At 63.5% G+C, this 20,895-nt stretch carries 22 protein-coding genes and 1 other annotated feature; of the genes, 6 read left to right on the top strand and 16 right to left on the bottom strand.

Annotated features, from left to right (window positions below; all coding sequences use genetic code 11):
* Positions 1-9: 9 nt before the first annotated feature.
* Positions 10-1,806, top strand: a complete 1,797-nt coding sequence (locus PATSB16_RS20640; protein ID WP_047215837.1) for a M61 family metallopeptidase — start codon at positions 10-12, stop codon at positions 1,804-1,806.
* 40 nt (positions 1,807-1,846) lie between these two features.
* Here the strand turns inward: PATSB16_RS20640 and PATSB16_RS20645 are convergent, their stop codons facing one another.
* Positions 1,847-2,743: a LysR family transcriptional regulator gene (locus tag PATSB16_RS20645; protein WP_047215838.1), complete on the bottom strand. Its 897-nt coding sequence runs from the start codon at positions 2,741-2,743 to the stop codon at positions 1,847-1,849.
* Between the two features lie 130 nt (positions 2,744-2,873).
* Between PATSB16_RS20645 and PATSB16_RS20650 the strand changes: the two genes are divergently transcribed.
* Positions 2,874-3,473 (top strand): FMN-dependent NADH-azoreductase, encoded by a 600-nt coding sequence (locus PATSB16_RS20650; RefSeq protein WP_047215839.1) that lies wholly within the window; start codon positions 2,874-2,876, stop codon positions 3,471-3,473.
* Between the two features lie 15 nt (positions 3,474-3,488).
* Positions 3,489-4,328 (top strand): pirin family protein, encoded by an 840-nt coding sequence (locus PATSB16_RS20655; RefSeq protein ID WP_047215840.1) that lies wholly within the window; start codon positions 3,489-3,491, stop codon positions 4,326-4,328.
* Here the strand turns inward: PATSB16_RS20655 and PATSB16_RS20660 are convergent.
* The 8 genes from PATSB16_RS20660 to rpe all read right to left on the bottom strand — a co-directional run bounded on the left by PATSB16_RS20660 (position 4,325) and on the right by rpe (position 11,510).
* A complete protein-coding gene (locus PATSB16_RS20660) occupies positions 4,325-5,107 on the bottom strand; it encodes a uracil-DNA glycosylase (protein WP_083566623.1) in 783 nt (260 codons plus the stop codon). The genes PATSB16_RS20655 and PATSB16_RS20660 overlap by 4 nt on opposite strands.
* A gap of 49 nt (positions 5,108-5,156) precedes the next feature.
* A complete protein-coding gene (locus tag PATSB16_RS20665; RefSeq protein ID WP_047215841.1) occupies positions 5,157-5,846 on the bottom strand; it encodes a CYTH domain-containing protein in 690 nt (229 codons plus the stop codon).
* 2 nt (positions 5,847-5,848) lie between these two features.
* Positions 5,849-6,652: an indole-3-glycerol phosphate synthase TrpC gene (gene trpC, locus PATSB16_RS20670; RefSeq protein ID WP_047215842.1), complete on the bottom strand. Its 804-nt coding sequence runs from the start codon at positions 6,650-6,652 to the stop codon at positions 5,849-5,851.
* Positions 6,653-6,680: 28 nt separating this feature from the next.
* On the bottom strand, positions 6,681-7,712 hold the full coding sequence (gene trpD / locus PATSB16_RS20675; RefSeq protein ID WP_047215843.1) for an anthranilate phosphoribosyltransferase: 1,032 nt from the start codon (positions 7,710-7,712) through the stop codon (positions 6,681-6,683).
* 55 nt (positions 7,713-7,767) lie between these two features.
* Entirely contained in the window at positions 7,768-8,340 is a 573-nt protein-coding gene (locus PATSB16_RS20680; protein ID WP_047215844.1) for an aminodeoxychorismate/anthranilate synthase component II, read from the bottom strand.
* 2 nt (positions 8,341-8,342) lie between these two features.
* On the bottom strand, positions 8,343-9,848 hold the full coding sequence (trpE, locus tag PATSB16_RS20685) for an anthranilate synthase component I (protein WP_047215845.1): 1,506 nt from the start codon (positions 9,846-9,848) through the stop codon (positions 8,343-8,345).
* A 268-nt stretch (positions 9,849-10,116) separates the two neighbouring features.
* Positions 10,117-10,833 (bottom strand): phosphoglycolate phosphatase, encoded by a 717-nt coding sequence (locus PATSB16_RS20690; RefSeq protein WP_047215846.1) that lies wholly within the window; start codon positions 10,831-10,833, stop codon positions 10,117-10,119.
* Positions 10,830-11,510 (bottom strand): ribulose-phosphate 3-epimerase, encoded by a 681-nt coding sequence (rpe, locus tag PATSB16_RS20695; protein WP_047215847.1) that lies wholly within the window; start codon positions 11,508-11,510, stop codon positions 10,830-10,832. The genes PATSB16_RS20690 and rpe overlap by 4 nt, the downstream gene beginning before the upstream one ends.
* A 201-nt stretch (positions 11,511-11,711) precedes the next feature.
* On the opposite strand from rpe, the gene apaG reads away from it, so the two are divergent.
* Positions 11,712-12,086, top strand: a complete 375-nt coding sequence (gene apaG / locus PATSB16_RS20700) for a Co2+/Mg2+ efflux protein ApaG (protein ID WP_047215848.1) — start codon at positions 11,712-11,714, stop codon at positions 12,084-12,086.
* Between the two features lie 12 nt (positions 12,087-12,098).
* On the opposite strand, the gene PATSB16_RS21200 is transcribed toward apaG, so the two are convergent.
* On the bottom strand, positions 12,099-12,236 hold the full coding sequence (locus PATSB16_RS21200) for a hypothetical protein (protein WP_237170268.1): 138 nt from the start codon (positions 12,234-12,236) through the stop codon (positions 12,099-12,101).
* 25 nt (positions 12,237-12,261) lie between these two features.
* On the opposite strand from PATSB16_RS21200, the gene mltA reads away from it, so the two are divergent.
* On the top strand, positions 12,262-13,392 hold the full coding sequence (gene mltA, locus PATSB16_RS20705) for a murein transglycosylase A (RefSeq protein ID WP_237170269.1): 1,131 nt from the start codon (positions 12,262-12,264) through the stop codon (positions 13,390-13,392).
* A gap of 55 nt (positions 13,393-13,447) precedes the next feature.
* Here mltA and paaK read toward each other — a convergent pair whose 3' ends face one another.
* The 5 genes from paaK to paaN all read right to left on the bottom strand — a co-directional run bounded on the left by paaK (position 13,448) and on the right by paaN (position 19,154).
* Positions 13,448-14,743: a phenylacetate--CoA ligase PaaK gene (paaK, locus tag PATSB16_RS20710; protein WP_047215849.1), complete on the bottom strand. Its 1,296-nt coding sequence runs from the start codon at positions 14,741-14,743 to the stop codon at positions 13,448-13,450.
* A gap of 110 nt (positions 14,744-14,853) precedes the next feature.
* Positions 14,854-15,315: a hydroxyphenylacetyl-CoA thioesterase PaaI gene (gene paaI / locus PATSB16_RS20715; RefSeq protein WP_047215850.1), complete on the bottom strand. Its 462-nt coding sequence runs from the start codon at positions 15,313-15,315 to the stop codon at positions 14,854-14,856.
* Between the two features lie 27 nt (positions 15,316-15,342).
* Positions 15,343-16,128, bottom strand: a complete 786-nt coding sequence (gene paaG, locus PATSB16_RS20720) for a 2-(1,2-epoxy-1,2-dihydrophenyl)acetyl-CoA isomerase PaaG (protein WP_047215851.1) — start codon at positions 16,126-16,128, stop codon at positions 15,343-15,345.
* A 38-nt stretch (positions 16,129-16,166) separates the two neighbouring features.
* Positions 16,167-17,369, bottom strand: a complete 1,203-nt coding sequence (pcaF, locus tag PATSB16_RS20725) for a 3-oxoadipyl-CoA thiolase (protein WP_047215852.1) — start codon at positions 17,367-17,369, stop codon at positions 16,167-16,169.
* A 78-nt stretch (positions 17,370-17,447) separates the two neighbouring features.
* The gene (paaN, locus tag PATSB16_RS20730; protein ID WP_047215853.1) at positions 17,448-19,154 is read right to left on the bottom strand and encodes a phenylacetic acid degradation protein PaaN; all 1,707 of its coding nucleotides are present in this window, start codon (positions 19,152-19,154) and stop codon (positions 17,448-17,450) included.
* Positions 19,155-19,396: 242 nt separating this feature from the next.
* Between paaN and PATSB16_RS20735 the strand changes: the two genes are divergently transcribed.
* The gene (locus PATSB16_RS20735; RefSeq protein ID WP_047215854.1) at positions 19,397-20,173 is read left to right on the top strand and encodes an enoyl-CoA hydratase; all 777 of its coding nucleotides are present in this window, start codon (positions 19,397-19,399) and stop codon (positions 20,171-20,173) included.
* 78 nt (positions 20,174-20,251) lie between these two features.
* Here the strand turns inward: PATSB16_RS20735 and PATSB16_RS20975 are convergent, their stop codons facing one another.
* Positions 20,252-20,563 (bottom strand): hypothetical protein, encoded by a 312-nt coding sequence (locus PATSB16_RS20975; RefSeq protein ID WP_156884525.1) that lies wholly within the window; start codon positions 20,561-20,563, stop codon positions 20,252-20,254.
* A 74-nt stretch (positions 20,564-20,637) separates the two neighbouring features.
* Positions 20,638-20,895: a sequence feature (16S ribosomal RNA rRNA prediction is too short), on the top strand.

Consider the following 20,895-nt stretch of genomic DNA (forward strand, 5'->3'; position numbering starts at 1 on the left):
CGACGCCTGATGAAACCGATTCGCTATAGCATCGTCCCCAAGCAGCCCGCCGCCCACCTGTTCGAAGTCAGCGTTACCGTGCCGCAGCCCGATCCGGCCGGGCAGCGCTTTACGCTGCCCGCGTGGATTCCCGGCAGCTACATGGTGCGCGAATTTGCCCGGCATATTGTCACGATCGACGCGGTGTGCCGGGGGCGCAAGGTCGCGCTGGCCAAACTCGACAAACATACCTGGCAGGCCGCGCCATGCAAGGGCGCGCTCACGCTGACCTATCAAGTCTATGCGTGGGACCTGTCGGTGCGGGCCGCGCATCTCGATCAGACGCACGGCTTCTTCAACGGCAGCAGCGTATTTCTGTGCGTTGCCGGCCAGGAAGCGACGCCTTGCGAGATCGATATCGTGCGGCCGGGCGGTGTGCAGTACCGAGCCTGGCAGGTCGCCACGGCGCTGGCGCCGGCGCCCGACACCAAGGCGCTCGGGTTCGGCCGCTATCTGGCTTGCGATTACGACGAACTGATCGACTCGCCGGTGGAACTCGGCACGTTTGCCCACGCGAGCTTCAAGGCGTGCGGCGCGCTGCACGAAGTGGCGATCACCGGCAACGTACCCAATCTCGACATCGCGCGCCTGTGCCGTGACATGAAGCGGATCTGCGAGACGCAGATCAAGTTCTTCGAGCCGGCTCCCGGCGGGCGCGGCCGCGCGCCGGTGTCGCGCTATGTGTTCCTGGTGATGGCGGTGGGGGACGGCTACGGCGGGCTCGAGCACCGCGCCTCGACCGCGCTGCTGTGCACGCGCGGCGATCTGCCGGTGCTGGGGCACGCGGCGATGAGCGAAGGCTACCGGGGATTTCTCGGGTTGGTCAGTCACGAGTACTTTCACACCTGGAATGTCAAGCGCATCAAGCCGGCGGTTTTCGCGCCGTATGATCTGGCGCGCGAGAACTACACCTCGCTGCTGTGGCTGTTCGAGGGCTTCACGTCTTACTACGATGACCTGATGCTGGTGCGCAGCGGCGTGATCGCCGAGCAGGACTATTTCGATTTGTTGGGCAAGACCATCGGCAACGTGCTGCGCGGCAGCGGGCGGCACAAGCAAAGCGTGGCCGAGAGCTCGTTCGATGCCTGGATCAAGTATTACCGGCAGGACGAAAACGCGCCCAATGCGATCGTCAGCTATTACACCAAGGGCTCGCTGATCGCGCTGGCGCTGGACCTGATGATTCGCACCAGGACGCGTGGCCGCAAGTCGCTCGACGACATCATGCGTGCCCTGTGGCAGCGCTACGGGCGCGACTTCTATCGCGGCCGCCCGGTCGGCGTGCGCGAGGAGGAGGTCAGGCCGCTGTTCGAGCAGGTCAGCGGCATGCCGCTGAAGGAATTTTTCGACTCGGCGGTACATGGCACGAGCGATTTACCGTTGGCGCGGTTGTTCGAATGGTTTGGCGTGACCCTCAAAGCCGAGCCCGGTGAGAATGCCAAGCCGTCGCTCGGCGTGAAGCTTGGCACCAGCAATGGCTCATGCACGCTGGCGCAGGTCCATGACGGCGGCGCGGCGCAGCGCGCAGGCCTGTCGGCCGGCGACGCGCTGGTGGCGCTCGACGGCTTGCGCGTGACGGCCAGCAACCTCGATAAGCTGCTGGCGCGCTATCGGCCCGGCGACGATGTCCGCCTGCATGCGTTCCGGCGCGATGAACTGCACGAATACGTGGCGACCTTGAGCGCGCCCGAGCCTGCCCGTTACCGCCTGAGTGTTGTCAAAGAGCACGGCGCAGCGGCACGCCGTGCGCGCTGGCTGCACGGTTGATGCCAGCCAAGCGCCTGAGCAGCCTCAGAGTGTGGGCGCATCAGACCGGAGGCCGCGCCACCGCCATCATGTGCTCGATGAACACCTGCGTCTTGCGCGGCAGGAAGCGTCGCGATGGCGTCACCATGTGCACCGGATGGCTGGGCAACGACCATTCCGGCAAGACCTTGACAAGACGGCCCAGGGCCGCACTGGGCGCGGCCAGCCCGTCGGTCAACGCCGCCATGCCGGCGCCGGCCAGCGCCAACTCCTTGACCATCCCCATGCTGTTGACCTGCAGGGCGCCGTGCATGGTGAACTCGACGCGCTGGCGCCCGCGCGTGAGCACGTCGCTATCGATGACGTTGCGCGCGCCCTGCAGCAGTACGAAGCGATGCCCGGCGAGTTCGTCGGGCGAAGTCGGCATGCCGGTTTGCGAGAGGTAGATCGGACTGGCGTAGAGACTGCGTGTGAGGTCCAGAAAATGGCGTGCCACCAGCGTCGAGTCGCTCAAATGGCCGGCGCGGATGGCGACGTCCACGCGCTCGGCGATCAGGTCGACGTGGCGCGGGCTGAGATCCATATCGACGGATATTTCCGGGTAGGCGGCGCAGAAGGTGGCCAGCGCAGGCGCGAGCCACTGCATGGCGAAATCGCTCGGCGCGGTCACGCGCAGCCGGCCGCGCGGCCGGTTCGACAGCTGGCTGGCGAAGTCGCGCGTTTCTTCGACTTCTTCCAGGATCGGCAGGCACCGTTCATAATAGGCTTGTCCGACTTCCGTGAGCTCCAGGCGACGGGTCGTCTTGTGCATGAGCTTGGTGCCCAGCCGCGTTTCCAGGCGCGTCAGGCGCCGGCTCACGGTGGCCTTCGGCAAGCCGAGCCGATCGCCGGCGCGGGTGATGCTGCCGGAGCGCACGACCTCGGCGAAGATCAGCATGTCGTTCAGGTCATCGATCATGGCGTTATCTCGGGGAGCACTGTTCCAAATTGGGAACAAACAATTCAATTTTAGCGGCTTGTTTCATTTTGCGTGGTTATTAGAATTTCTCCTAAGACATGTACGTCCTTAACGACCCAAGGAGAGATTGATGACCACCATTTTGCAGATCAATGCCGCAGCCCGCTCGCAGGGCGCAAATTCCACGACACTGGCCAATGAGACGGTGGCACGCCTGAGCGCTGCCCAACCGGGAGCCAAGGTGATCGTGCGCGACCTGCTGGCCGACGGCCTGCCGCACCTGGACGAGACGGTGATCGGGGCTTTTTTCACGCCGGAAGACAAGCGCTCGCCGGAGCAGAACGCGATCATTGCCCGCAGCGACGCGCTGATCGCAGAAATCCAGTCAGCCGATACGATCGTATTGGGTGTGCCGCTGTACAACTTTCACGTGCCGTCGCAACTCAAGGCCTATTTTGACTGGATCACGCGCGCTCGCGTGACGTTCCGCTATGGCGAGGACGGCACGCCGGAAGGGCTGATCAAGGGCAAGAAAGTTTATGTTGCGCTGGCGCGCGGCGGCTTCTACAAAGATACGCCCAACGATAGCCAGACCCCGTTCCTGAAAACCATTCTGGGTTTTCTGGGCATGACCGACGTGACCTTCATCTACGCCGAAGGCTTGGCGCGCGGCCCGGAAGCGGCCGCCACCGCGTTCGCCCAGGCGCGTGAAGCGATCGCCGCTATTTAACCAACGACCCGCCTCATGAGACACAACGATCCGTCCGCGCAACCGTCGCCGCTGTCGACCACCCATCGCAGCCGCTGCACGTTGTTTCATTCGGTCGGGGTGCACGACCGCCTGACGCAGACCGATCCGTTGTTGTCTTTCGAGGTGTTCCGCTTGTCCGGGGCGGTGATTCCGCCCCATCCGCACGCCGGGTGCGCAGTCGCGCACTACATACTCCCCGATGCCGCGGGCGGCCTGCGCAGCCGTCTGGCTCAGGGCGAGGCGGAGGTGGCCCGTCCGGGCGACCTGCTGTGGCTCGACGCGCATTGCGGCACGGTGCATCAAGAGACGCCGGCCGACGGTAGCGTCGAGTGCCGCGGGCTGCAGGTGGTCGTCAATTATGCGGACTGCGAGCGCGAGGGTGCGCCGCAGCAGCGCCGGGTGCCTGGCGAACAAATGCCTTGTTGGCAAAGCGGTGGTGTCGAGCTGCGGCTAGTGTGCGGGCAATGGCAGGAGCGCCAGGCGCCGCTGGTGCCGCACGCTGGTGCGACCCTGTTGACCTTGAACTGGCAAAGCGACGATACCTTGTCGTTGGCGTTGCCGGAGGATAGGCATTGGTTCGCGCTGGTGCTCGACGGCTGTTGCAGAATCGATGGCGTTTTGCTGGCGGCCGGCGGCTCCACGATGGCGGCGACCTTGCCGGCCGGTACATGGAACGTATCCGGCACGGCCGGTGCCGGGCTTGCGTTGCTGGGCGGCGCGCCGCTCCATGAGCCGGTCATTTACCAGGGAGCGTTTGCCGTGCGCGACGAGGCGCAACTGGTCGACACGCTGCGCCGCTATCAGGAAGGCGCGATGGGCACGCTTGGTTGTTAGGGCAGCGGTGCGATGCGCCAGTCGATGGGCGTGGCGCCCACACTGGCCAGATGCCGATTGACGGCGCTGAAATGGCCGCAACCCAAAAAGCCGCGATGCGCCGACAACGGCGAAGGATGCGGCGCCTCGAGCAGCAAGTGACCATTGCCGGCAAGCAGCGGCGCCTTGGCTTGCGCGTGAGAGCCCCACAATAGACACACCAGTGCCTTGCGATGCTTCGACAACTCGCGCAGCAGGCAGTCGGTGCATGCCTCCCATCCCCCATTCTTGAAGCGCTTGGCGTGACTCGCCGCCTGAGCGCGCTCGACCGTCAGCACGGTATTGAGCAGCAGCACGCCCTGGCTCGCCCAGGTCTCCAGATAGCCGTGCCCTGGTGCAGCGATATGCAGATCCCGTTCGATTTCCTTGTAGATATTGCGCAGTGATGGCGGCACGCGAATGCCGGGGCGTACCGAAAAGGCCAGGCCATGGGCCTGTGGCACGCCATTCTCTTCGCCGTGATACGGGTCCTGGCCGAGGATGATGACCTTGACGGCATCGGGCGAGGTGACGCGCAACGCATGAAATACGTCGTCTGGATAGATCTGTTTGCCGGCTGCCCGCTGGGCGTCGACGAAGTCGCATAACTCATCGTAAGCGGGGCTGCGCATGAATGGCGCGAGCAGTGCGCGCCACTCGGCCGATAGCGATTCGAATTGCGCTCGCAGCGGCAACGCGGACGGCGTCGATGGGGCGTCGAACAGATCTTGTTGTCGTGGCACGGTGTTGGCGTTCGGCATTGGGTCCTGGGCGGGCGATGGCTGGCTGTCCAACCGATCGGCAGTACGGTCATCCGCGTTGGTTGAGCGCATTGTGCAATACGTGTTGGCGCAGTCGATAGCCGCGCTCGGCTTTGCTGGTGTCGTCCGGGTGCAAACCCGGGAAGCGCTGGCGCAGGTCGGCGGCCACGGCCTGCAGCGCCGCTTCGCCACTGGCGTCCTGGCTGGCGAGTTCGAGCTCGAGTTCGCATAGCGGGTCGCGATGACTTACGCCGTCACGCTCGACGGTGATTTCTCCCTGGTCGAGCGCAATTTCGAGCGGCGCGCCCACATGGGAAAGGGTCCAGATTTGGCGGTGGAAATTGGTTTCGAACAGCGGGCGCAATTCGGCCGCGATACCTCGCAGGGTTGCCGCGATGCCGGGCGCGTCGCAAACCTCCAGCAAGGCCGCAATATCCAGTTCGCCATGCGCGAGTGGCAATTCCCATTCGTGACGAACGTGCAGGCCGCCGGCGCTGGTCCCGCTGCTCTTCAGGGTTTGCAGCCACCGGCCGGTGCCGCCGCGCTCCACGTAGCGCAGCCGCAAGGCTGCGGCGGCCTGGCTCAGGCGCAGATCGGGCGTATCGAAATAGCGGTTGATCAGATGCTGCGGCGCGCCGGCACGCATGTCGGCGCGGCCGCCGAAATAGTCAGCCAGCGCCGACGGCAAGCCAGTATCGCCGGCCGGCACGGCGAGTTTGATTTCGCGCTCGATGGCCATGATCAGCCGAACAGGCGAGCCAGCTCGGCACCCGGATCGGCCGCACGCATGAATGCCTCGCCGACCAGGAACGCGTGCACGTTGGCGTCGCGCATGCGGCCAACGTCGTCGCGATCGAGGATGCCCGACTCGGTGACCACCAGGCGCTCGTCCGGGATTTGCGGCAGCAGGCGCAGTGTGTTGTCGAGACTGACCTCGAAGGTGTGGAGGTTGCGGTTGTTGATGCCCAGCAACGGAGTTTTCAGGTGCAGCGCGGTGTCGAGTTCCTGGGCGCCGTGCACTTCGACCAATACGGCCATGCCCAGCTCATGCGCCTGCGCTTCGAGTTCCTGCATATGCGGCAGTTCGAGTGCGGCGACGATCAGCAGGACGCAGTCGGCGCCCATCGCACGTGCTTCGTAGATCTGATAGGCATCGATCATGAAGTCCTTGCGCAGCACGGGTAGCGTGCATGCGGCGCGCGCTTGCTGCAGGTAGGCCGGACTGCCCTGGAAGAATTGTCGATCGGTGAGCACCGACAGGCACGCGGCGCCGTGCCGCGCGTATGACTGGGCGATCTCGGCCGGCACGAATTGCTCGCGCAGGATGCCTTTGGACGGGCTGGCTTTCTTGATTTCGGCGATGACTGCGGCGTGGCCTGCCGCGATGCGGCCGCGCAATGCGTTGGCGAAATCGCGCGGCTGCAGCGTGGCGTCGTGCCGGGTCGCCTCGGCCTCGCGGCGCAAGCTGGGCAGATCGCGAGCGCGGCTCGCGGCGGCGATCTCCTCGGCCTTGACGGCGAGGATTTTGTCGAGAATGGTGGACATGTCGTCTTTCCTGCGTGCTGTGACGGCGCTACTGCTTGAAGCGTTGCGTGTAGGCGGCGAATTCGTCGACTTTCGCGCGGGCCGCGCCGCTGGCGATGGTCTCGCGCGCCAGCGTGATGCCCTCACCGATCGAATCGACCTTGTTGGCGGCATACAAGGCAGCCCCTGCGTTGAGCGTGACGATTTCGCGGGCGACGCCCGGCTGGTTTTCCAGGGCGCCCAGCAGCATCACCTTCGAATCCGCTGCATCGGCGACTTTCAGGCTGCGGTTGCTGACCATTTGCAGGCCGAAGTCCTCGGGGTGGATTTCGTATTCGCGCACTTGCCCGTCCTTGAGCTCGCCCACCAGCGTGGCGGCACCGAGCGAGACTTCATCCATGCCGTCCTTGCCGTAGACCGCCAGCACGTGTTGCGCGCCCAGGCGCTGCATCACGCGGACCTGAATGCCGACGAGGTCGGGGTGGAACACGCCCATCAACTGGTTGGGCGCGCCAGCCGGATTGGTCAGCGGGCCGAGGATGTTGAAAATGGTGCGCACACCCAGTTCCTTGCGGATCGGTGCGACATTTTTCATCGCCGGATGATGGTTGGGGGCGAACATGAAGCCGATGCCGACCGCCTGCAGGCATTCGGCTACCTGCTCGGGTTCGAGCATGATGTTGACGCCGAGCGCCTCGAGTACGTCCGCGCTGCCCGACTTGGAGCTGACGCCGCGATTGCCGTGCTTGGCGACTTTCGCGCCGGTCGCGGCCACCACGAACATCGAGGCGGTGGAGATATTGAAGGTGTGGGAGCCGTCGCCGCCGGTACCGACGATATCGACGAAGTGCTCGATGCGCGGGACCTCGACGTGTCGGGCAAACTCGCGCATGACCTGGGCGGCTGCCGCGATTTCGCCGATGGTTTCCTTTTTGACGCGCAGACCGGTAATGATGGCCGAGGCCATCACCGGGGACATCTCGCCGGTCATGATCATGCGCATCAGATGAAGCATCTCGTCGTGGAAAATCTCGCGATGCTCGATGGTCCGCTGCAGCGCTTCCTGGGGGGTGATCGTCATGGGAGTCTCCATTATTGGGTCTGCGTGCGTTGCAATCGTGTCGATAGGATCGCCGTCATGGCCGCTGAGCCTGCAGGAAGTTGCGCAGCAAGTCGTGGCCGTGCTCGGAGAGAATCGACTCGGGGTGGAACTGCACGCCCTCGATGGCGAATTGTTTGTGGCGCACGCCCATGATTTCGCCGTCGTCGGTCCAGGCGGTGATCTCAAGACAATCGGGCAGGCTGGCGCGCTCGATTGCCAGCGAGTGATAGCGCGTGACGGTAAAGTGCCTGGGCAGGTTGGCGAACACCCCTTGCTGGGTGGTTTCAATGCGGCTGACCTTGCCGTGCATGATTTGCTGCGCACGCACGATCTTGCCACCGAATGCTTCGCCGATTGCCTGGTGGCCCAGGCAGACGCCGAGAATCGGCAGCTGGCCGGCGAAATGGCGCAACACGTCGACCGTGATGCCTGCGTTGGACGGGTGGCTCGGCCCGGGCGACAGGCAGATGCGCTCGGGTTTGAGCGCGGCGATTTCATCGAGCGTGATTTCGTCGTTGCGAAAGACCCGGACGTCTTCGCCGAGCTCGCCGAAATACTGCACGACGTTATAGGTGAACGAGTCGTAGTTGTCGATCATCAGCAGCATGGTCAGATCTCCGAATCCAGTCCGTCTTGCACTTGTTCGGCTGCGCGCAGCACGGCGCGCGCCTTGTTTTCCGTCTCTTGCCATTCGGATTCGGGAACCGAGTCGGCGACGATGCCGGCAGCGGCCTGCACATAGAGCGTGCCGTCCTTGATGACGCCGGTGCGGATGGCGATGGCCAGGTCCATTTCGCCGCCGAACGACAGGTAGCCGACCGCGCCTCCGTACAGGCCGCGCTTGACGGGCTCGAGTTCGTCGATCAGTTCCATCGCGCGCACCTTGGGCGCGCCGGTGAGCGTGCCGGCGGGGAACGTCGCGCGCAGGACGTCGATGTTGTTCAGGCCGGGCTTGAGACGGCCCTCGACCGAACTGACGATGTGTTGCACGTGCGAATATTTTTCGATGACCATCTTGTCGGTGACGACCACCGATCCGGTTTGCGCGATGCGGCCCACGTCGTTGCGCGCCAGATCGATCAGCATGACGTGCTCGGCGATTTCCTTCGGGTCGTTCAGCAGTTCGGTGGCCAGCTCGGCGTCGCGCTCTGGCGTCGCGCCGCGCGGGCGGGTGCCGGCCAGCGGCCGGATGGTGACGATCTCGGCCGGACCTCCCGGGGTGTTGCGCTGTTCCTGCCGCACCAGAATTTCGGGTGACGCGCCGACCACCTGGAAGTCGCCGAAATTGTAGAAGTACATGTATGGCGAAGGATTCAGCGAGCGCAGCGCCCGATACAGAGACAGCGGTGCGTCGCGGTAAGGCTTGGTGATGCGCTGGCCGACCTGGACCTGCATCAGCTCGCCCGCAGCGATGGCTTCCTTGGCCTTGGCGACCGCGGCCAGGTAATCGGTTTTGTCGAACTCGCGATAGGTCTGGGTGCGCACGCTCGGCGAAGTCACCGGCGCATCGACCGGGGCGCGCAGCCGCTGGCGCAGCTCGCGCAGGCGCAGGCGAGCGTGCGAGTAGGCCTCGGGTTGCGACGGATCGGCGTAGACGATCAGGTAGAGCTTGCCGGTGAGGTTGTCGATCACGGCGAGCTCTTCAGTGAGCAGCAGCTGGATGTCGGGCAGGCCGAGATCGTCGGGTGGCGTGCTGTGCGCGAGCTTTTTCTCGATGTAGCGCACCGCGTCGTAGCCGAAGTAGCCGGCCAGGCCGCCGCAAAAGCGCGGCATGCCGGGGCGCAGCGCGACCTTGAAGCGCGCCTGGAATTGCGTGATGAATTCGAGCGGATCGCCTTCGTGGGTTTCGATGACGGCGTTGTCGCGCACCACTTCGATGCGCGGCCCGAAGCTGCGCAGCCGGGTGCGGGCCGACAGCCCGATGAAGGAGTAGCGGCCAAAGCGTTCGCCGCCGACGACCGATTCCAGCAGGAAGGTGCAGGCGCCGCGCCGGTCACCTTGCGCCAGTTTCAGGTATAGCGAAAGCGGCGTTTCGAGGTCGGCGAAGGCCTCGGCGATCAGCGGAATGCGGTTATAGCCTTGGACGGCCAGGGATTTGAATTCGAGTTCGGTCATGTTTCTCTGTCCAGGAGAGCGCGACGCGCGCTATGGCTTCAGGCCCGCGTGCCGCGACCAGCTGGCCTGCGGGCAACGTGCGGATCGTCCAAACGGGCCGACTGGGCCGATGATGAGGACGGTGAAGCAGAGGCAAAAAACGGAAGCTGAAGGCGAACTTCAGCGGCCCTGTGGAGCTTTTTAGCTCAGCAAGACCAGCGGCGCCAGGGCCATGCCCCCCGGTCGATACCGCTCAGACACCGTTTTTTGTTGAGAAACATGCAATCGGTCAGTTGGTTGATAGTGACGCTGTGTGATCCGCGGCCGGCAAAATCGCTTGCGCAGCGGCGAAAAGCGAAGCCACTATACCATCGGAATCCGCCGCTTGTATAGCGTTGCCATGGTTGTATCCGTAGGGCACGGTCAGGACCCGGCAACCGGCCGCGCGCGCTGCCATGACGTCGTTTTCCGAGTCGCCGATGAGCACCGCCGAGGCCGGACTCACGCCCAGTGCCTCACACGCCTTGAGCAGCGGCAGCGGGTCGGGCTTTTTGCGTGGCCAGCTGTCACCGCCGTAGACCAGCTCGAAAAAACCCTCCAAATCATGATATTGGAGCAATTCGACAGCGAACCGGTGGGGTTTGTTGGTGATGCAGGCCAGCGGCAGGCCGCCCTCGCGCAGGCTCGCGAGCCCTTCGCGCACGTGCGGATAGACGGTGGTGTGGCGACCGTTGATCGTTGCGTAGGCCTGCTGGTAGCACGCCAGCGCGGCGTCGAATTCTGTGGCCGCGCGCGCCGGCGGGAGGGTTTCGGCCAGCACCGATTGAATCAGGTGTTCCGACCCTTTCCCGATGAAGTGGAGAATTTTCTGGCGCGGCAGCGGCGCTGCGCCGAATTGGTCGAGCATGGCGTTGATGGCCGCGGTGAAGTCATCCACCGTGTCGACCAGCGTGCCGTCGAGATCGATCAGGCACGCCCGGACGTCTGTCAGTCGAGGCTGGTTCATTGGACGGTCGCCAGTTCGGCGCGCATTTTGGCGATCACGGCGCGGTAGTCGGGCTGCCCGAAAATGGCCGAGCCGGCCACGAAGGTGTCGGCGCCGGCCGCCGCGATCGCGGCGATGTTGTCCACCTTGACGCCGCCGTCGACTTCGAGTCGGATTTCGCGCCCGGTGCGGTCGCGGTAGGCATCGATCATGGCGCGCGCGGTGCGCAGCTTGTTGAGTGCCTCCGGAATGAACGATTGGCCGCCGTAACCGGGATTGACCGACATGATCAGCACCAGGTCGAGCCGGTCGAGCACGTGATCGAGGTAATTCAGGGGTGTGGCGGGGTTGAATACCAGCCCGGCCTGGCAGCCGCATTCACGGATCAGCGACAAGGTGCGGTCGACGTGGTCGACGGCCTCCGGGTGGAAGCTGATGAGATTGGCGCCGGCTTTGGCGAAATCGGTGGCGATGCGGTCGACTGGACGCACCATCAGATGCACGTCGATCGGAATATCGACATGCGGGCGCAGTGCCTCGCAGACCATCGGGCCCATCGTCAGATTGGGCACGTAATGGTTGTCCATCACGTCGAAGTGGATCCAGTCGGCGCCGGCGGCGGCGACGTTGCGCACCTCTTCGCCCAGACGGGCGAAATCGGCTGACAGGATGCTGGGGGCGAGGCGGAATTGGCGCATGAGGAGCGATCGGGCAAAAACGCTATTTTAATTCGTCTGGCGCGCCACCGGGGAAAGTCGCCGTGCCGATGCCGGTTGCGGCCCGCCCGAACTTGCCGCAGAATGGCCCATCGACGGACGCCAGAAGCCGTCAAGCCGCGATCTGCTTTGCCGGGGGACATCGCCCACGTTTGCCAGCGCGCCGCACATGACAGGATAACGATGAGCCAGTATGAATTCACCATTTCGGTTCGGCCGCAGTATCTGCCCGAGCAGTCCGAACCCGAACGACGCCAGTTCGCATTTGCCTACACCATTACGATCCGCAATACCGGTCAGGTGCCGGCTCAGTTGATTTCCCGCCATTGGGTGATCACCGACAGCGAGGACCGGGTGCAGGAGGTCAAGGGATTGGGGGTGGTCGGTCATCAGCCGTTTTTGCAGCCTGGCGAGCAGTTCGAATACACCAGTTGGGCCATGATCGCGACGCCGGTGGGTTCGATGCGGGGTTCGTATTTTTGCGTGGCCGAGGACGGTGAGCGGTTCGAGGCGCCGATTGCCGAATTCGCGCTGACCATGCCGCGTACGCTGCATTGAGCGCGGCGCCGGTCATGAACGATCGTCGTCGCGCCGGTCGCGCCCGCCACGCTGGTTCATGCGCCACACGATGATGCCGAGGATCACGAACGCCAGTAACATTTCCGGCAGGATCAGTAACGCCGGGTATTTGTCGAATAGCTCGCCCATGAAGTCCTCTCCTGGAATGTTGACAATGATGCGCTACGGCAAAACGAGCCTGGCGCTGCTGATGAGTCTGTTTTTGTTTGCCTGCGCCAGTTATACGCCGAAATCCGAGGTGGGGGGTAGTGCCGGTGTGCCGGCGGCGCCATCGGGCGATATGCGTGCGGTTGCCTGGACGCAGGTCGACGGCTGGCAGGACGACTCCCTGATCGGTGCCGATGCGGCGCTCCTGCAAAATTGTTCGAAGTTGTCCCAACAACCCAATTGGCGGGCGCCGTGTGCCGCCGCAGTGCAACTCGATGCGCTTGATCCCGAGGCGATCCGCGCATTCTTCCAGCGATATTTCACGCCGTTCGAGTTGTTCAACCGCGATGGCAGCCACACAGGGCTGATCACCGGCTATTACGAGCCGTTGTTGCATGGCTCGCGCGTGCGCCACGGCATTTACCAGACCCCCCTTTATCATTGGCCTGCCGGACGGCCGCGAGGCTCGCTGCCGGCGCGCGCCGACCTGATGCGCAGCGGCATCCTGCGGGGCAACGAGCTGGTGTACGTCGATGATCCGATCGAAGCGTTTTTTCTCCAGGTGCAGGGCTCTGGCCAGATCGAACTGGATGACGGCACGATCATGCGGGTGGGCTACGACGGCACCAATGACAAGCCGTACCGATCGATCGGGCGCTGGCTGATCGATCATGGTGATTTGAGCCCGGCCCAGGCAACCATGCAAGGTATTCGGGCTTGGGCTCGTGCCAATCCGCAGCGCGTGGCGGCGCTGCTCAATGTCAATCCGCGTTTCGTTTTTTTCCGCGAGATGCCGAACGACGGAGTCGGCGGGCTGGAAGGGCCGATCGGCGCGCTCGGCGTGCCTTTGACCGCGCAGCGTTCGATCGCGGTCGATCCGCGTGCCGTGCCGCTGGGCAGCCCGGTTTTTCTGAGCACGACGCGCCCGGCACCGGGGGGGGTGTCGGGCGGGCCGCTGACGCGTCTGATGTTCGCGCAGGACACGGGCAGCGCGATCAAGGGCGGCGTGCGTGCCGATTTCTTCTGGGGACTGGGTGACCAGGCTGGAGATATTGCCGGGCGGATGCGCCAGCAGGGGCGGATGTGGGTGTTGCTGCCGAACGCCCAGGTGTTGTCGGAGGCGGCGGTCTCGCAATGAGACCGCGCACGCCTCGCCGTCGGCCGCAGCGGCGAGGCGAGGCGGGGCGAGAGGCTTAACGCGGACGCTTGTCGATCACGCGGCGCGCCTTGCCCGCCGAGCGCTCGATGCCACCGACCGGCTTGACCTGCACGCCGGTCGACACACCGATGAACGTCTTGATGTCGCGCCTGAGCGCGGCACCGGCCGACTGAAGCTCGGCGGCATCGTGTGCAGCCGGTGTCGCTTCGACGTAGATCATCATGGTGTCCATCGGCCCTTCCTTGTCGAGCACGATCTGATAGTGCGGCGCGAGCAGCGGTTGCTTGAGCAGCAATTCCTCGATTTGCGACGGGAAGACGTTTACGCCGCGGATGATCATCATGTCGTCCGAGCGGCCGGTGATCTTTTCCATGCGGCGCATGGTGCGTGCCGTACCGGGCAGCAGGCGCGTCAAATCGCGCGTGCGGTAGCGGATGATCGGCAGCGCTTCCTTGGTGAGCGAGGTGAAGACGAGTTCGCCGAACGCGCCGTCGGGCAGCACTTCGCCGCTGACCGGGTCGATGATTTCCGGATAAAAGTGATCTTCCCAGATGGTGGGGCCATCCTTGGTTTGCGCGCACTCGCAGGCCACGCCCGGGCCCATCACCTCGGACAATCCATAGATGTCGACGGCGTCGATGCCGACACGTTTTTCGATGGCCTGGCGCATGTCGTTGGTCCACGGCTCCGCGCCGAAGATGCCGATGCGCAATGACGACTCGGCCGGCGGCATGCCTTGCCGCTCGAACTCGTCGGCGATCGCCAGCATATAGCTTGGCGTGACCATGATGATGTCGGGTTTGAAGTCCTGAATCAGCTGGACTTGCTTTTCGGTTTGGCCGCCCCCGAACGGGATGACCGTCATGCCCAGCTTCTCGGCGCCGTAGTGCGCGCCAAGTCCGCCGGTGAACAGGCCGTAGCCGTAGCTGACATGAACTTTGTCGCCGCGGCGCGCGCCGGCGGCGCGAATCGAACGGGCGACCAGTCCGGCCCAGGTGTCGATGTCGCCCTGGGTGTAACCGACCACGGTTGGCTTGCCGGTGGTGCCGGACGATGCATGAATTCGCGCCACGCGCTCCATCGGTACCGCAAACATCCCGAACGGATAGTTTTCGCGCAGATCCTGTTTGGTGGTGAACGGGAATTTGGCGATATCGCTCAGCGTTTTTAGGTCGTCCGGGTGTACGCCGGCTTCATCGAACTTTTTCCGATAGACGGGCGAGTTCTCGTACGCGTGCTTGATCGACCATTTAAGCCGTTCGAGTTGCAGCGCCTGTAATTCGTCCAGACTTGCAGTTTCGATGGATTCGAGCGGCAAGGCGGTGGTCATGACTGTCTCCTGGAAACATCAATAAAAACTGGTTCGCGCAAGCGCGCGTTAAATGGCGGTGGCTTCACGCCGTGGGACCCCGGGTGGGCACGCCACGCGCGCCGCGATGGCTATTCGACGGGGACGACGTGCCCCTTTATTTGCGCCGATTTGCCACGAAACATGGCGACCGTCTCGCCGGCCCGGTTGGTCACGCGAATATCGTAGACGCCGTGCCGGCCCGAAAGCACCTGCTCAGTCGCCTCGGCCGTGAGCGTGTCGCCTCGATGCACGGGCTTGAGGAACTCGATCGCGCAACCCGCGGCCACCGTATTTATATTGTGGCTGTTGCAGGCAAATGCAAATGTCGAGTCGGCCAGCGTGAAGATCAGCCCGCCGTGGCAGATGTTATGCCCGTTGAGGAAATCGTCGCGCACTTCCATGGTCATGCGGGCGTAGCCCGGGCGAATTTCCTGGAGTTGCAGGCCAAGCCATTGGCTGCAGCGGTCGACGCTGTACATGGCTTTGCCTGCGGCTTGCGCCAGCCGCTCGGCGTCGGTGCCGCCGGCAAGGGTGGGGTGGAATGCTGACATGGGGGGCCTCGTTGAATAAGTTGGCGTTTAGCGGCCTTGAAAGTCGGGCGCGCGTTTTTGCAGGAAGGCGTTGACGCCCTCGGCGTAGTCGTCCGACTGGCCGAGTTCGCGCTGCAGATCGCGCTCCAGGTCGAGCTGTGCATCGAGCGTGTTGGTTGCCGAGGCGTGCAACGCCTGTTTGATGGCGGCCAGCGCGCGGGTCGGCTGGCCGGCCAGATGGGTCGCCAGCTTTTGCGCCTGAGCGCCGAGTTCGGCGTCGTCGACGCAGCGCCAGATCAGGCCCCATTGTTCCGCTTGTTCGGCGGTGACGCGATCGCCGAGCATGGCCAGACCCATCGCGCGGGCCATGCCGATACGCTGCGGCAGGAACCAGGTGCCGCCCGAGTCGGGTAGCAGGCCGATTTTGACGAAGGCCTGTATGAAGTTGGCGGAACTGGCGGCCAGCACGATGTCGCAAGCCAGCGCCAGGTTCGCGCCCGCGCCGGCCGCCGTGCCGTTGACCGCGGCGATCACCGGCAGCGGCAGTGCACGCAGGCGCCGCACGAGCGGATTGAAGTGTTTGTCGATCAGCGCGCCGAGGTCCGTCATGCTGCCGGGCGAGAAGTCCAGATCGGCCAGATCCTGGCCAGCACAGAAGCCGCGCCCGGCACCCGTCAGCACGAGCGCGCGCGCGCCGCTGCGCTCGACGTGGTCGAGTGCCGCCTGCAACTGTTCATGCATCTGGCGGGTGAAGCTGTTGAGCTTGTCCGGCCGGTTCAGCGTGAGGGTGGCCACCTTGCCTTCAAGGGAAAAAAGCACGCTTTGCTCTGTCATGACATCTCCTCGGTCAACTTGTTGTGGCGCCTGCCGTATCAGATACGTTCGATGGCCAGCGCAATTCCCTGTCCGACGCCAATGCACATCGTACACAGTGCGAAGCGGCCTTGGGTGCGATGCAGCTGGTACATCGCGGTGGTCACCAGGCGGGCGCCCGACGCGCCCAGCGGGTGGCCCAGGGCGATTGCGCCGCCGTTGGGATTGACACGCGGATCGTCGTCCGCAACGCCGAGCATGCGCAGCACTGCCAGGCCCTGGCTGGCGAACGCCTCGTTGAGTTCGATGACGTCGAACTGGTCGAGCGTCATGTTCAATTGCTTGAGGAGTTTCTGCGTGGCGGGAGCCGGGCCGATGCCCATGATGCGCGGCGCGACGCCGGCGATGGCCATGCCGAGCACCCGGGCTCGCGGGCTCAGGCCGTGTGCTTTGACGGCGGCCTCGCTGGCCAGCAGGACCGCGCAGGAGCCGTCATTGACGCCCGAGGCGTTGCCCGCCGTAACCGAACCGTCGGGCCGCACGATGGGTTTGAGTTTGGCCAGCGCCTCGAGACTGGTGGCGCGAGGATGTTCATCGCGCGAGACGATCAGCGGGTCGCCCTTTTTTTGCGCGATGGAGACAGGGGTGATTTCCTGCGCGAGGGTGCCGTCGGCCTGGGCGCGCGCGGCCCGCTCCTGGCTGCGCAAGGCGAATTTGTCCTGGTCTTCGCGGCTGATTTTGAAGTCGGCCGCAACGTTCTCGGCAGTCTCGGGCATCGAATCCACACCGTACTGCGCTCGCATCAGCGGGTTGATGAAGCGCCAGCCGATGGTGGTATCGAAAATGTCGGCGCTGCGCGCGAATGCGCTGGCGGCTTTGCCCATGACGAAGGGCGCGCGGGTCATGCTTTCCACGCCGCCGGCGAGCATCAGGCCGGCTTCACCCGCTTTGATGGCGCGCGCGGCCGTGCCGATTGCGTCCATGCCGGAGCCGCACAAACGGTTGAGCGTCGCGCCGGGCACGTCGATCGGCAGCTCGGCCAGCAAGGCCGACATGCGCGCGACGTTGCGGTTATCTTCCCCGGCCTGGTTGGCGCAACCGTAAATGACGTCATCGATGGCGTGCCAGTCGACTTGCGGATTGCGTGCCATCAGCGCGCGCAGGGCAATGGCGCCCAGGTCGTCGGCGCGCACATCCTTGAGGGCGCCGGCGTAACGGCCGATGGGGGTGCGAATGGCGTCGCAGATGAAAGCTTCGGTCATGTCTTTTGTCTCGTTGCTTTGGGCGCCGCCCCCGGCATGGGGACGGCTGCCGTGTCATTGAATCGCGCGGTGATGCCTTCAGGCGTTCGGCGGTGTATCCGCCGTGGAACGGGCGGGCACGTGGCGGCGGCTCTGCACGACGCGGAAGCGGTTCGCGACGAAGGCTGCGTCGGTCAGGCTGGCGTTGGCCGCTGGATTGCCGCCGGTACCGTGAAAGTCGGAGAACGCGGCGGATTGGTTGACGAATACGCCGCCGGTCAGATTGAGGGAAAGCGCGACGTTGCCTTGCACAGAGGCCTCATGCGCGGCATCGGCGACTTGGGCATCGGTGGTGTAGGCAGAGAGGGTGAGCGCGCCGTGCTCGGCGGCAATACGGCCGGCGAGGGGCATCGATTGCTGCGTGCCGTCGGTGGCGATGACGAAGGCGATTGGACCGAACCACTCGCGCGTGAAGATCGCTTCATCGGTGTTGGCGTCGAGCTGCAGCAACAGCGGGGTGCGGATGCGGGCGTCGGGATAAACCGGATGAACCAGGGTTTGGCTGTCGAGCACGACCGGTTTGCCCAGCGCCCGGGCTTCGTCGATACGGGCGGCGATGCCTTCGTTTTGTATCGCCCCGAGGATTTCCACGGCCTTGGCCGGATCGCCGCACAGCTTTTGCACGCTGGCGGCGATCGCTTGCGCGACCTCGTCGAACGGCACAGTGCCTTCCGGTGTGCGGATGCCGCTGCGTGGAATGTAGATGTTCTGCGGCGCAGTGCACATCTGGCTGGCATAAAGCGCAAGCGAAAACGCGATGTTGCGGGCCATTCCCTTCAGGTCGTCGGTCGAGTCGATAACGATCTGGTTGACGCCGGCTTTTTCGGTAAAGACATGGGCCTGATGAGCATTTTGCTCGAGCCAGTCGCCATTCCTGGTGCTGCCGGTGAAGTCGATCACGCGAACATCGGGGTGCAGCGCGAGTTTCTGCACGATCTCGCCGTCATTCGGATTGGTGGCGGCGAGCATGACGACGTTGGGATCGAAACCGGCTTCAGCCAGAACCTCACGTGCGATCTTGACGGTGATCGCCAGCGGCAGGATGGCGCCGGGGTGGGGTTTGACGATCACCGCGTTGCCGGTGGCCAGGCTCGCGAACAGGCCCGGGTAGCCATTCCACGTCGGGAACGTGCAGCAGCCCAACACTAAAGCGATGCCGCGCGGAACGATGGTATAGCGCTTTTCCATGGCCAGCGGCGGATTCTTGCCCTGCGGCTTTTCCCAATAGGCCGTGGCGGGAACGCGGCGCAACTCGTTCCAGGCATAGGCGACGGCTTCGAGGCCGCGGTCTTGGGCGTGCGGGCCGCCGGCCTGGAATGCCATCATGAAGGCTTGCCCGGTGGTATGCATGACGCTGTGGGCGATTTCGAAGCTGTGCGCGTTCAGGCGCGCCAGTATTTCCAGCGAGACGCCGACCCAGGTATCGGGCGAGGCGAGCGACCACGCTTTACGAGCTTGATTCGCGGCGCTCAGCAGCGTCTCGGTGGCAAAACCCGGGTATTGGATATTCAGCTCGATGCCGTAGGGGGAAACTTCCCGCCCGACCGTGCCGACGCCGGGCTGGTCGAGCGTGAAGCTCTTGCCCAAATGAGCCTTGAATGCCGCTTCGCCGTCCGCCGCCGCAGTTTCGCCGTAGGCGCGCGGGCTTGGCATTTCCGGGTAGGCGCTCCAGTAACCGCGTTGTTCGGCGGTTTGGAGAGCCCGTTCGAGCGTGCTTTGATGCTTCGCGAAAAGGGGATGCGTCATGGTGAGCGGGGGCTAAGAGAGATCAAAAATGGGATGTCGGTTTATTAATTGACCGACCGGTTGGTTTGTTAATATAACACCAAATTCGAGGGGGTGGTAGCGCTAGGCGGCAATCCATGGTGAGTGCGTGCGTTGCCGATCGGTGTCACACTCTCGTACTGCGATTTATGCGCTCATCAAGTCTGGGTGAATGCGCATTCGGCCATAAATTTTGTTGGATTATCGAGAAAAGGAGGGGTGCTATGGCATATGAAAACATCTTGGTGGAAACGCGCGGCCGGGTTGGTCTGGTGACCTTGAACCGCCCCAAGGCGTTGAATGCCTTGAACGATGCGCTGATGGATGAACTCGGCGCTGCGCTGAGCGCCTTCGATGCCGACGACGGCATTGGCTGCATTGTCCTGACGGGCAGCGAAAAGGCGTTTGCCGCTGGTGCCGATATCGGCATGATGGCCCAGTACACCTATATGGACGTATTCAAGGGTGAGTACATTACGCGCAATTGGGAGGCGGTTCGGCGTATTCGCAAGCCAGTGATTGCGGCAGTGGCAGGGTTTGCATTGGGCGGCGGTTGCGAGCTGGCGATGATGTGCGATTTCATCATCGCTGCCGATAGTGCGAAATTCGGCCAGCCTGAAATCAAGCTGGGCATCATGCCGGGGGCTGGCGGCACGCAGCGTCTGCCGCGGGCGGTGTCGAAGGCAAAGGCGATGGATATGTGCCTGACCGCGCGGTTCATGGATGCCGCAGAGGCAGAGCGAGCCGGCCTGGTCTCGCGGGTGGTGCCGGCCGATAAGCTGCTTGACGAGGCGATGGCCGCCGCCAATACGATTGCCGAGTATTCGTTGCCGGTGGTGATGATGGTGAAGGAATCGGTGAATCGTGCTTATGAAACCACCTTGGCCGAGGGCGTCCATTATGAGCGCCGAATGTTTCACTCGTTATTTGCTACCGAAGATCAAAAAGAGGGTATGGCGGCATTTCTGGAAAAGCGCAAACCTGTTTTCAAGCATCGCTAAAGAATATTTAAAAAAGGTCTTGCCAAGGGAGGAGGAGGTGGACTAATATCTCGCTTCTTCGCGAAGACGAGGTTGCTGTTAAGGGGCCGAGGCGGAAGTGAAGAGTGTTGATGGGATTGGCTGTGCGAGGAGTTGAGCGCGGCGCTGGCGAGAAAAAGTTAGCAAAAACCTGTTGACAGAAGCGAGTGTGAAGTAGATAATCTCGCTTCTCTGCTGCAAACGCAGCGACGCAAAAAACGAAGTGAAGTTGACGAGTTTTGAGCGAATGATCTTTAACAATTGAACAGCCGATAAGTGTGGGCGCTCGATGGCGAGTGCGCCTTCTTCGGAAGGTAGCTTTAAAAACATTGAGAGCTCACACGGTAAAGGTAAGTTGTGATTTTTGATCATGACTTGTCAGTACTTGAGTTGAGCGACCTATTCGATCGCGAGCGATCGCGAGAATAGAAAACAGTAACAGGTTTGAACTGAAGAGTTTGATCCTGGCTCAGATTGAACGCTGGCGGCATGCCTTACACATGCAAGTCGAACGGCAGCGCGGAGAGCTTGCTCTCTGGCGGCGAGTGGCGAACGGGTGAGTAATACATCGGAACGTGCCCTGTAGTGGGGGATAGCTCGGCGAAAGCCGGATTAATACCGCATAAGCTCTACGGAGGAAAGCGGGGGACCGCAAGGCCTCGTGCTATAGGAGCGGCCGATGGCAGATTAGCTAGTTGGTGAGG

This window comes from Pandoraea thiooxydans (assembly GCF_001931675.1).
GTDB lineage: Bacteria > Pseudomonadota > Gammaproteobacteria > Burkholderiales > Burkholderiaceae > Pandoraea > Pandoraea thiooxydans.

What these genes read in the sequence shown, in the direction of transcription:
- PATSB16_RS21200 (WP_237170268.1), bottom strand. Translation starts at nt 12,236, where the DNA reads ATGGGCGAGCTATTCGACAAATACCCGGCGTTACTGATCCTGCCGGAA.
- trpD (WP_047215843.1), bottom strand. Translation starts at nt 7,712, where the DNA reads ATGACGATCACCCCCCAGGAAGCGCTGCAGCGGACCATCGAGCATCGC.
- PATSB16_RS20660 (WP_083566623.1), bottom strand. Translation starts at nt 5,107, where the DNA reads ATGCCGAACGCCAACACCGTGCCACGACAACAAGATCTGTTCGACGCC.
- paaN (WP_047215853.1), bottom strand. Translation starts at nt 19,154, where the DNA reads ATGACGCATCCCCTTTTCGCGAAGCATCAAAGCACGCTCGAACGGGCT.
- PATSB16_RS20645 (WP_047215838.1), bottom strand. Translation starts at nt 2,743, where the DNA reads ATGATCGATGACCTGAACGACATGCTGATCTTCGCCGAGGTCGTGCGC.
- PATSB16_RS20735 (WP_047215854.1), top strand. Translation starts at nt 19,397, where the DNA reads ATGGCATATGAAAACATCTTGGTGGAAACGCGCGGCCGGGTTGGTCTG.
- PATSB16_RS20655 (WP_047215840.1), top strand. Translation starts at nt 3,489, where the DNA reads ATGAGACACAACGATCCGTCCGCGCAACCGTCGCCGCTGTCGACCACC.
- paaK (WP_047215849.1), bottom strand. Translation starts at nt 14,743, where the DNA reads ATGACCACCGCCTTGCCGCTCGAATCCATCGAAACTGCAAGTCTGGAC.
- PATSB16_RS20640 (WP_047215837.1), top strand. Translation starts at nt 10, where the DNA reads ATGAAACCGATTCGCTATAGCATCGTCCCCAAGCAGCCCGCCGCCCAC.
- paaG (WP_047215851.1), bottom strand. Translation starts at nt 16,128, where the DNA reads ATGACAGAGCAAAGCGTGCTTTTTTCCCTTGAAGGCAAGGTGGCCACC.
- PATSB16_RS20650 (WP_047215839.1), top strand. Translation starts at nt 2,874, where the DNA reads ATGACCACCATTTTGCAGATCAATGCCGCAGCCCGCTCGCAGGGCGCA.
- trpE (WP_047215845.1), bottom strand. Translation starts at nt 9,848, where the DNA reads ATGACCGAACTCGAATTCAAATCCCTGGCCGTCCAAGGCTATAACCGC.
- mltA (WP_237170269.1), top strand. Translation starts at nt 12,262, where the DNA reads ATGATGCGCTACGGCAAAACGAGCCTGGCGCTGCTGATGAGTCTGTTT.
- PATSB16_RS20690 (WP_047215846.1), bottom strand. Translation starts at nt 10,833, where the DNA reads ATGAACCAGCCTCGACTGACAGACGTCCGGGCGTGCCTGATCGATCTC.
- PATSB16_RS20680 (WP_047215844.1), bottom strand. Translation starts at nt 8,340, where the DNA reads ATGCTGCTGATGATCGACAACTACGACTCGTTCACCTATAACGTCGTG.
- paaI (WP_047215850.1), bottom strand. Translation starts at nt 15,315, where the DNA reads ATGTCAGCATTCCACCCCACCCTTGCCGGCGGCACCGACGCCGAGCGG.
- PATSB16_RS20975 (WP_156884525.1), bottom strand. Translation starts at nt 20,563, where the DNA reads ATGATCAAAAATCACAACTTACCTTTACCGTGTGAGCTCTCAATGTTT.
- apaG (WP_047215848.1), top strand. Translation starts at nt 11,712, where the DNA reads ATGAGCCAGTATGAATTCACCATTTCGGTTCGGCCGCAGTATCTGCCC.
- pcaF (WP_047215852.1), bottom strand. Translation starts at nt 17,369, where the DNA reads ATGACCGAAGCTTTCATCTGCGACGCCATTCGCACCCCCATCGGCCGT.
- PATSB16_RS20665 (WP_047215841.1), bottom strand. Translation starts at nt 5,846, where the DNA reads ATGGCCATCGAGCGCGAAATCAAACTCGCCGTGCCGGCCGGCGATACT.
- rpe (WP_047215847.1), bottom strand. Translation starts at nt 11,510, where the DNA reads ATGCGCCAATTCCGCCTCGCCCCCAGCATCCTGTCAGCCGATTTCGCC.
- trpC (WP_047215842.1), bottom strand. Translation starts at nt 6,652, where the DNA reads ATGTCCACCATTCTCGACAAAATCCTCGCCGTCAAGGCCGAGGAGATC.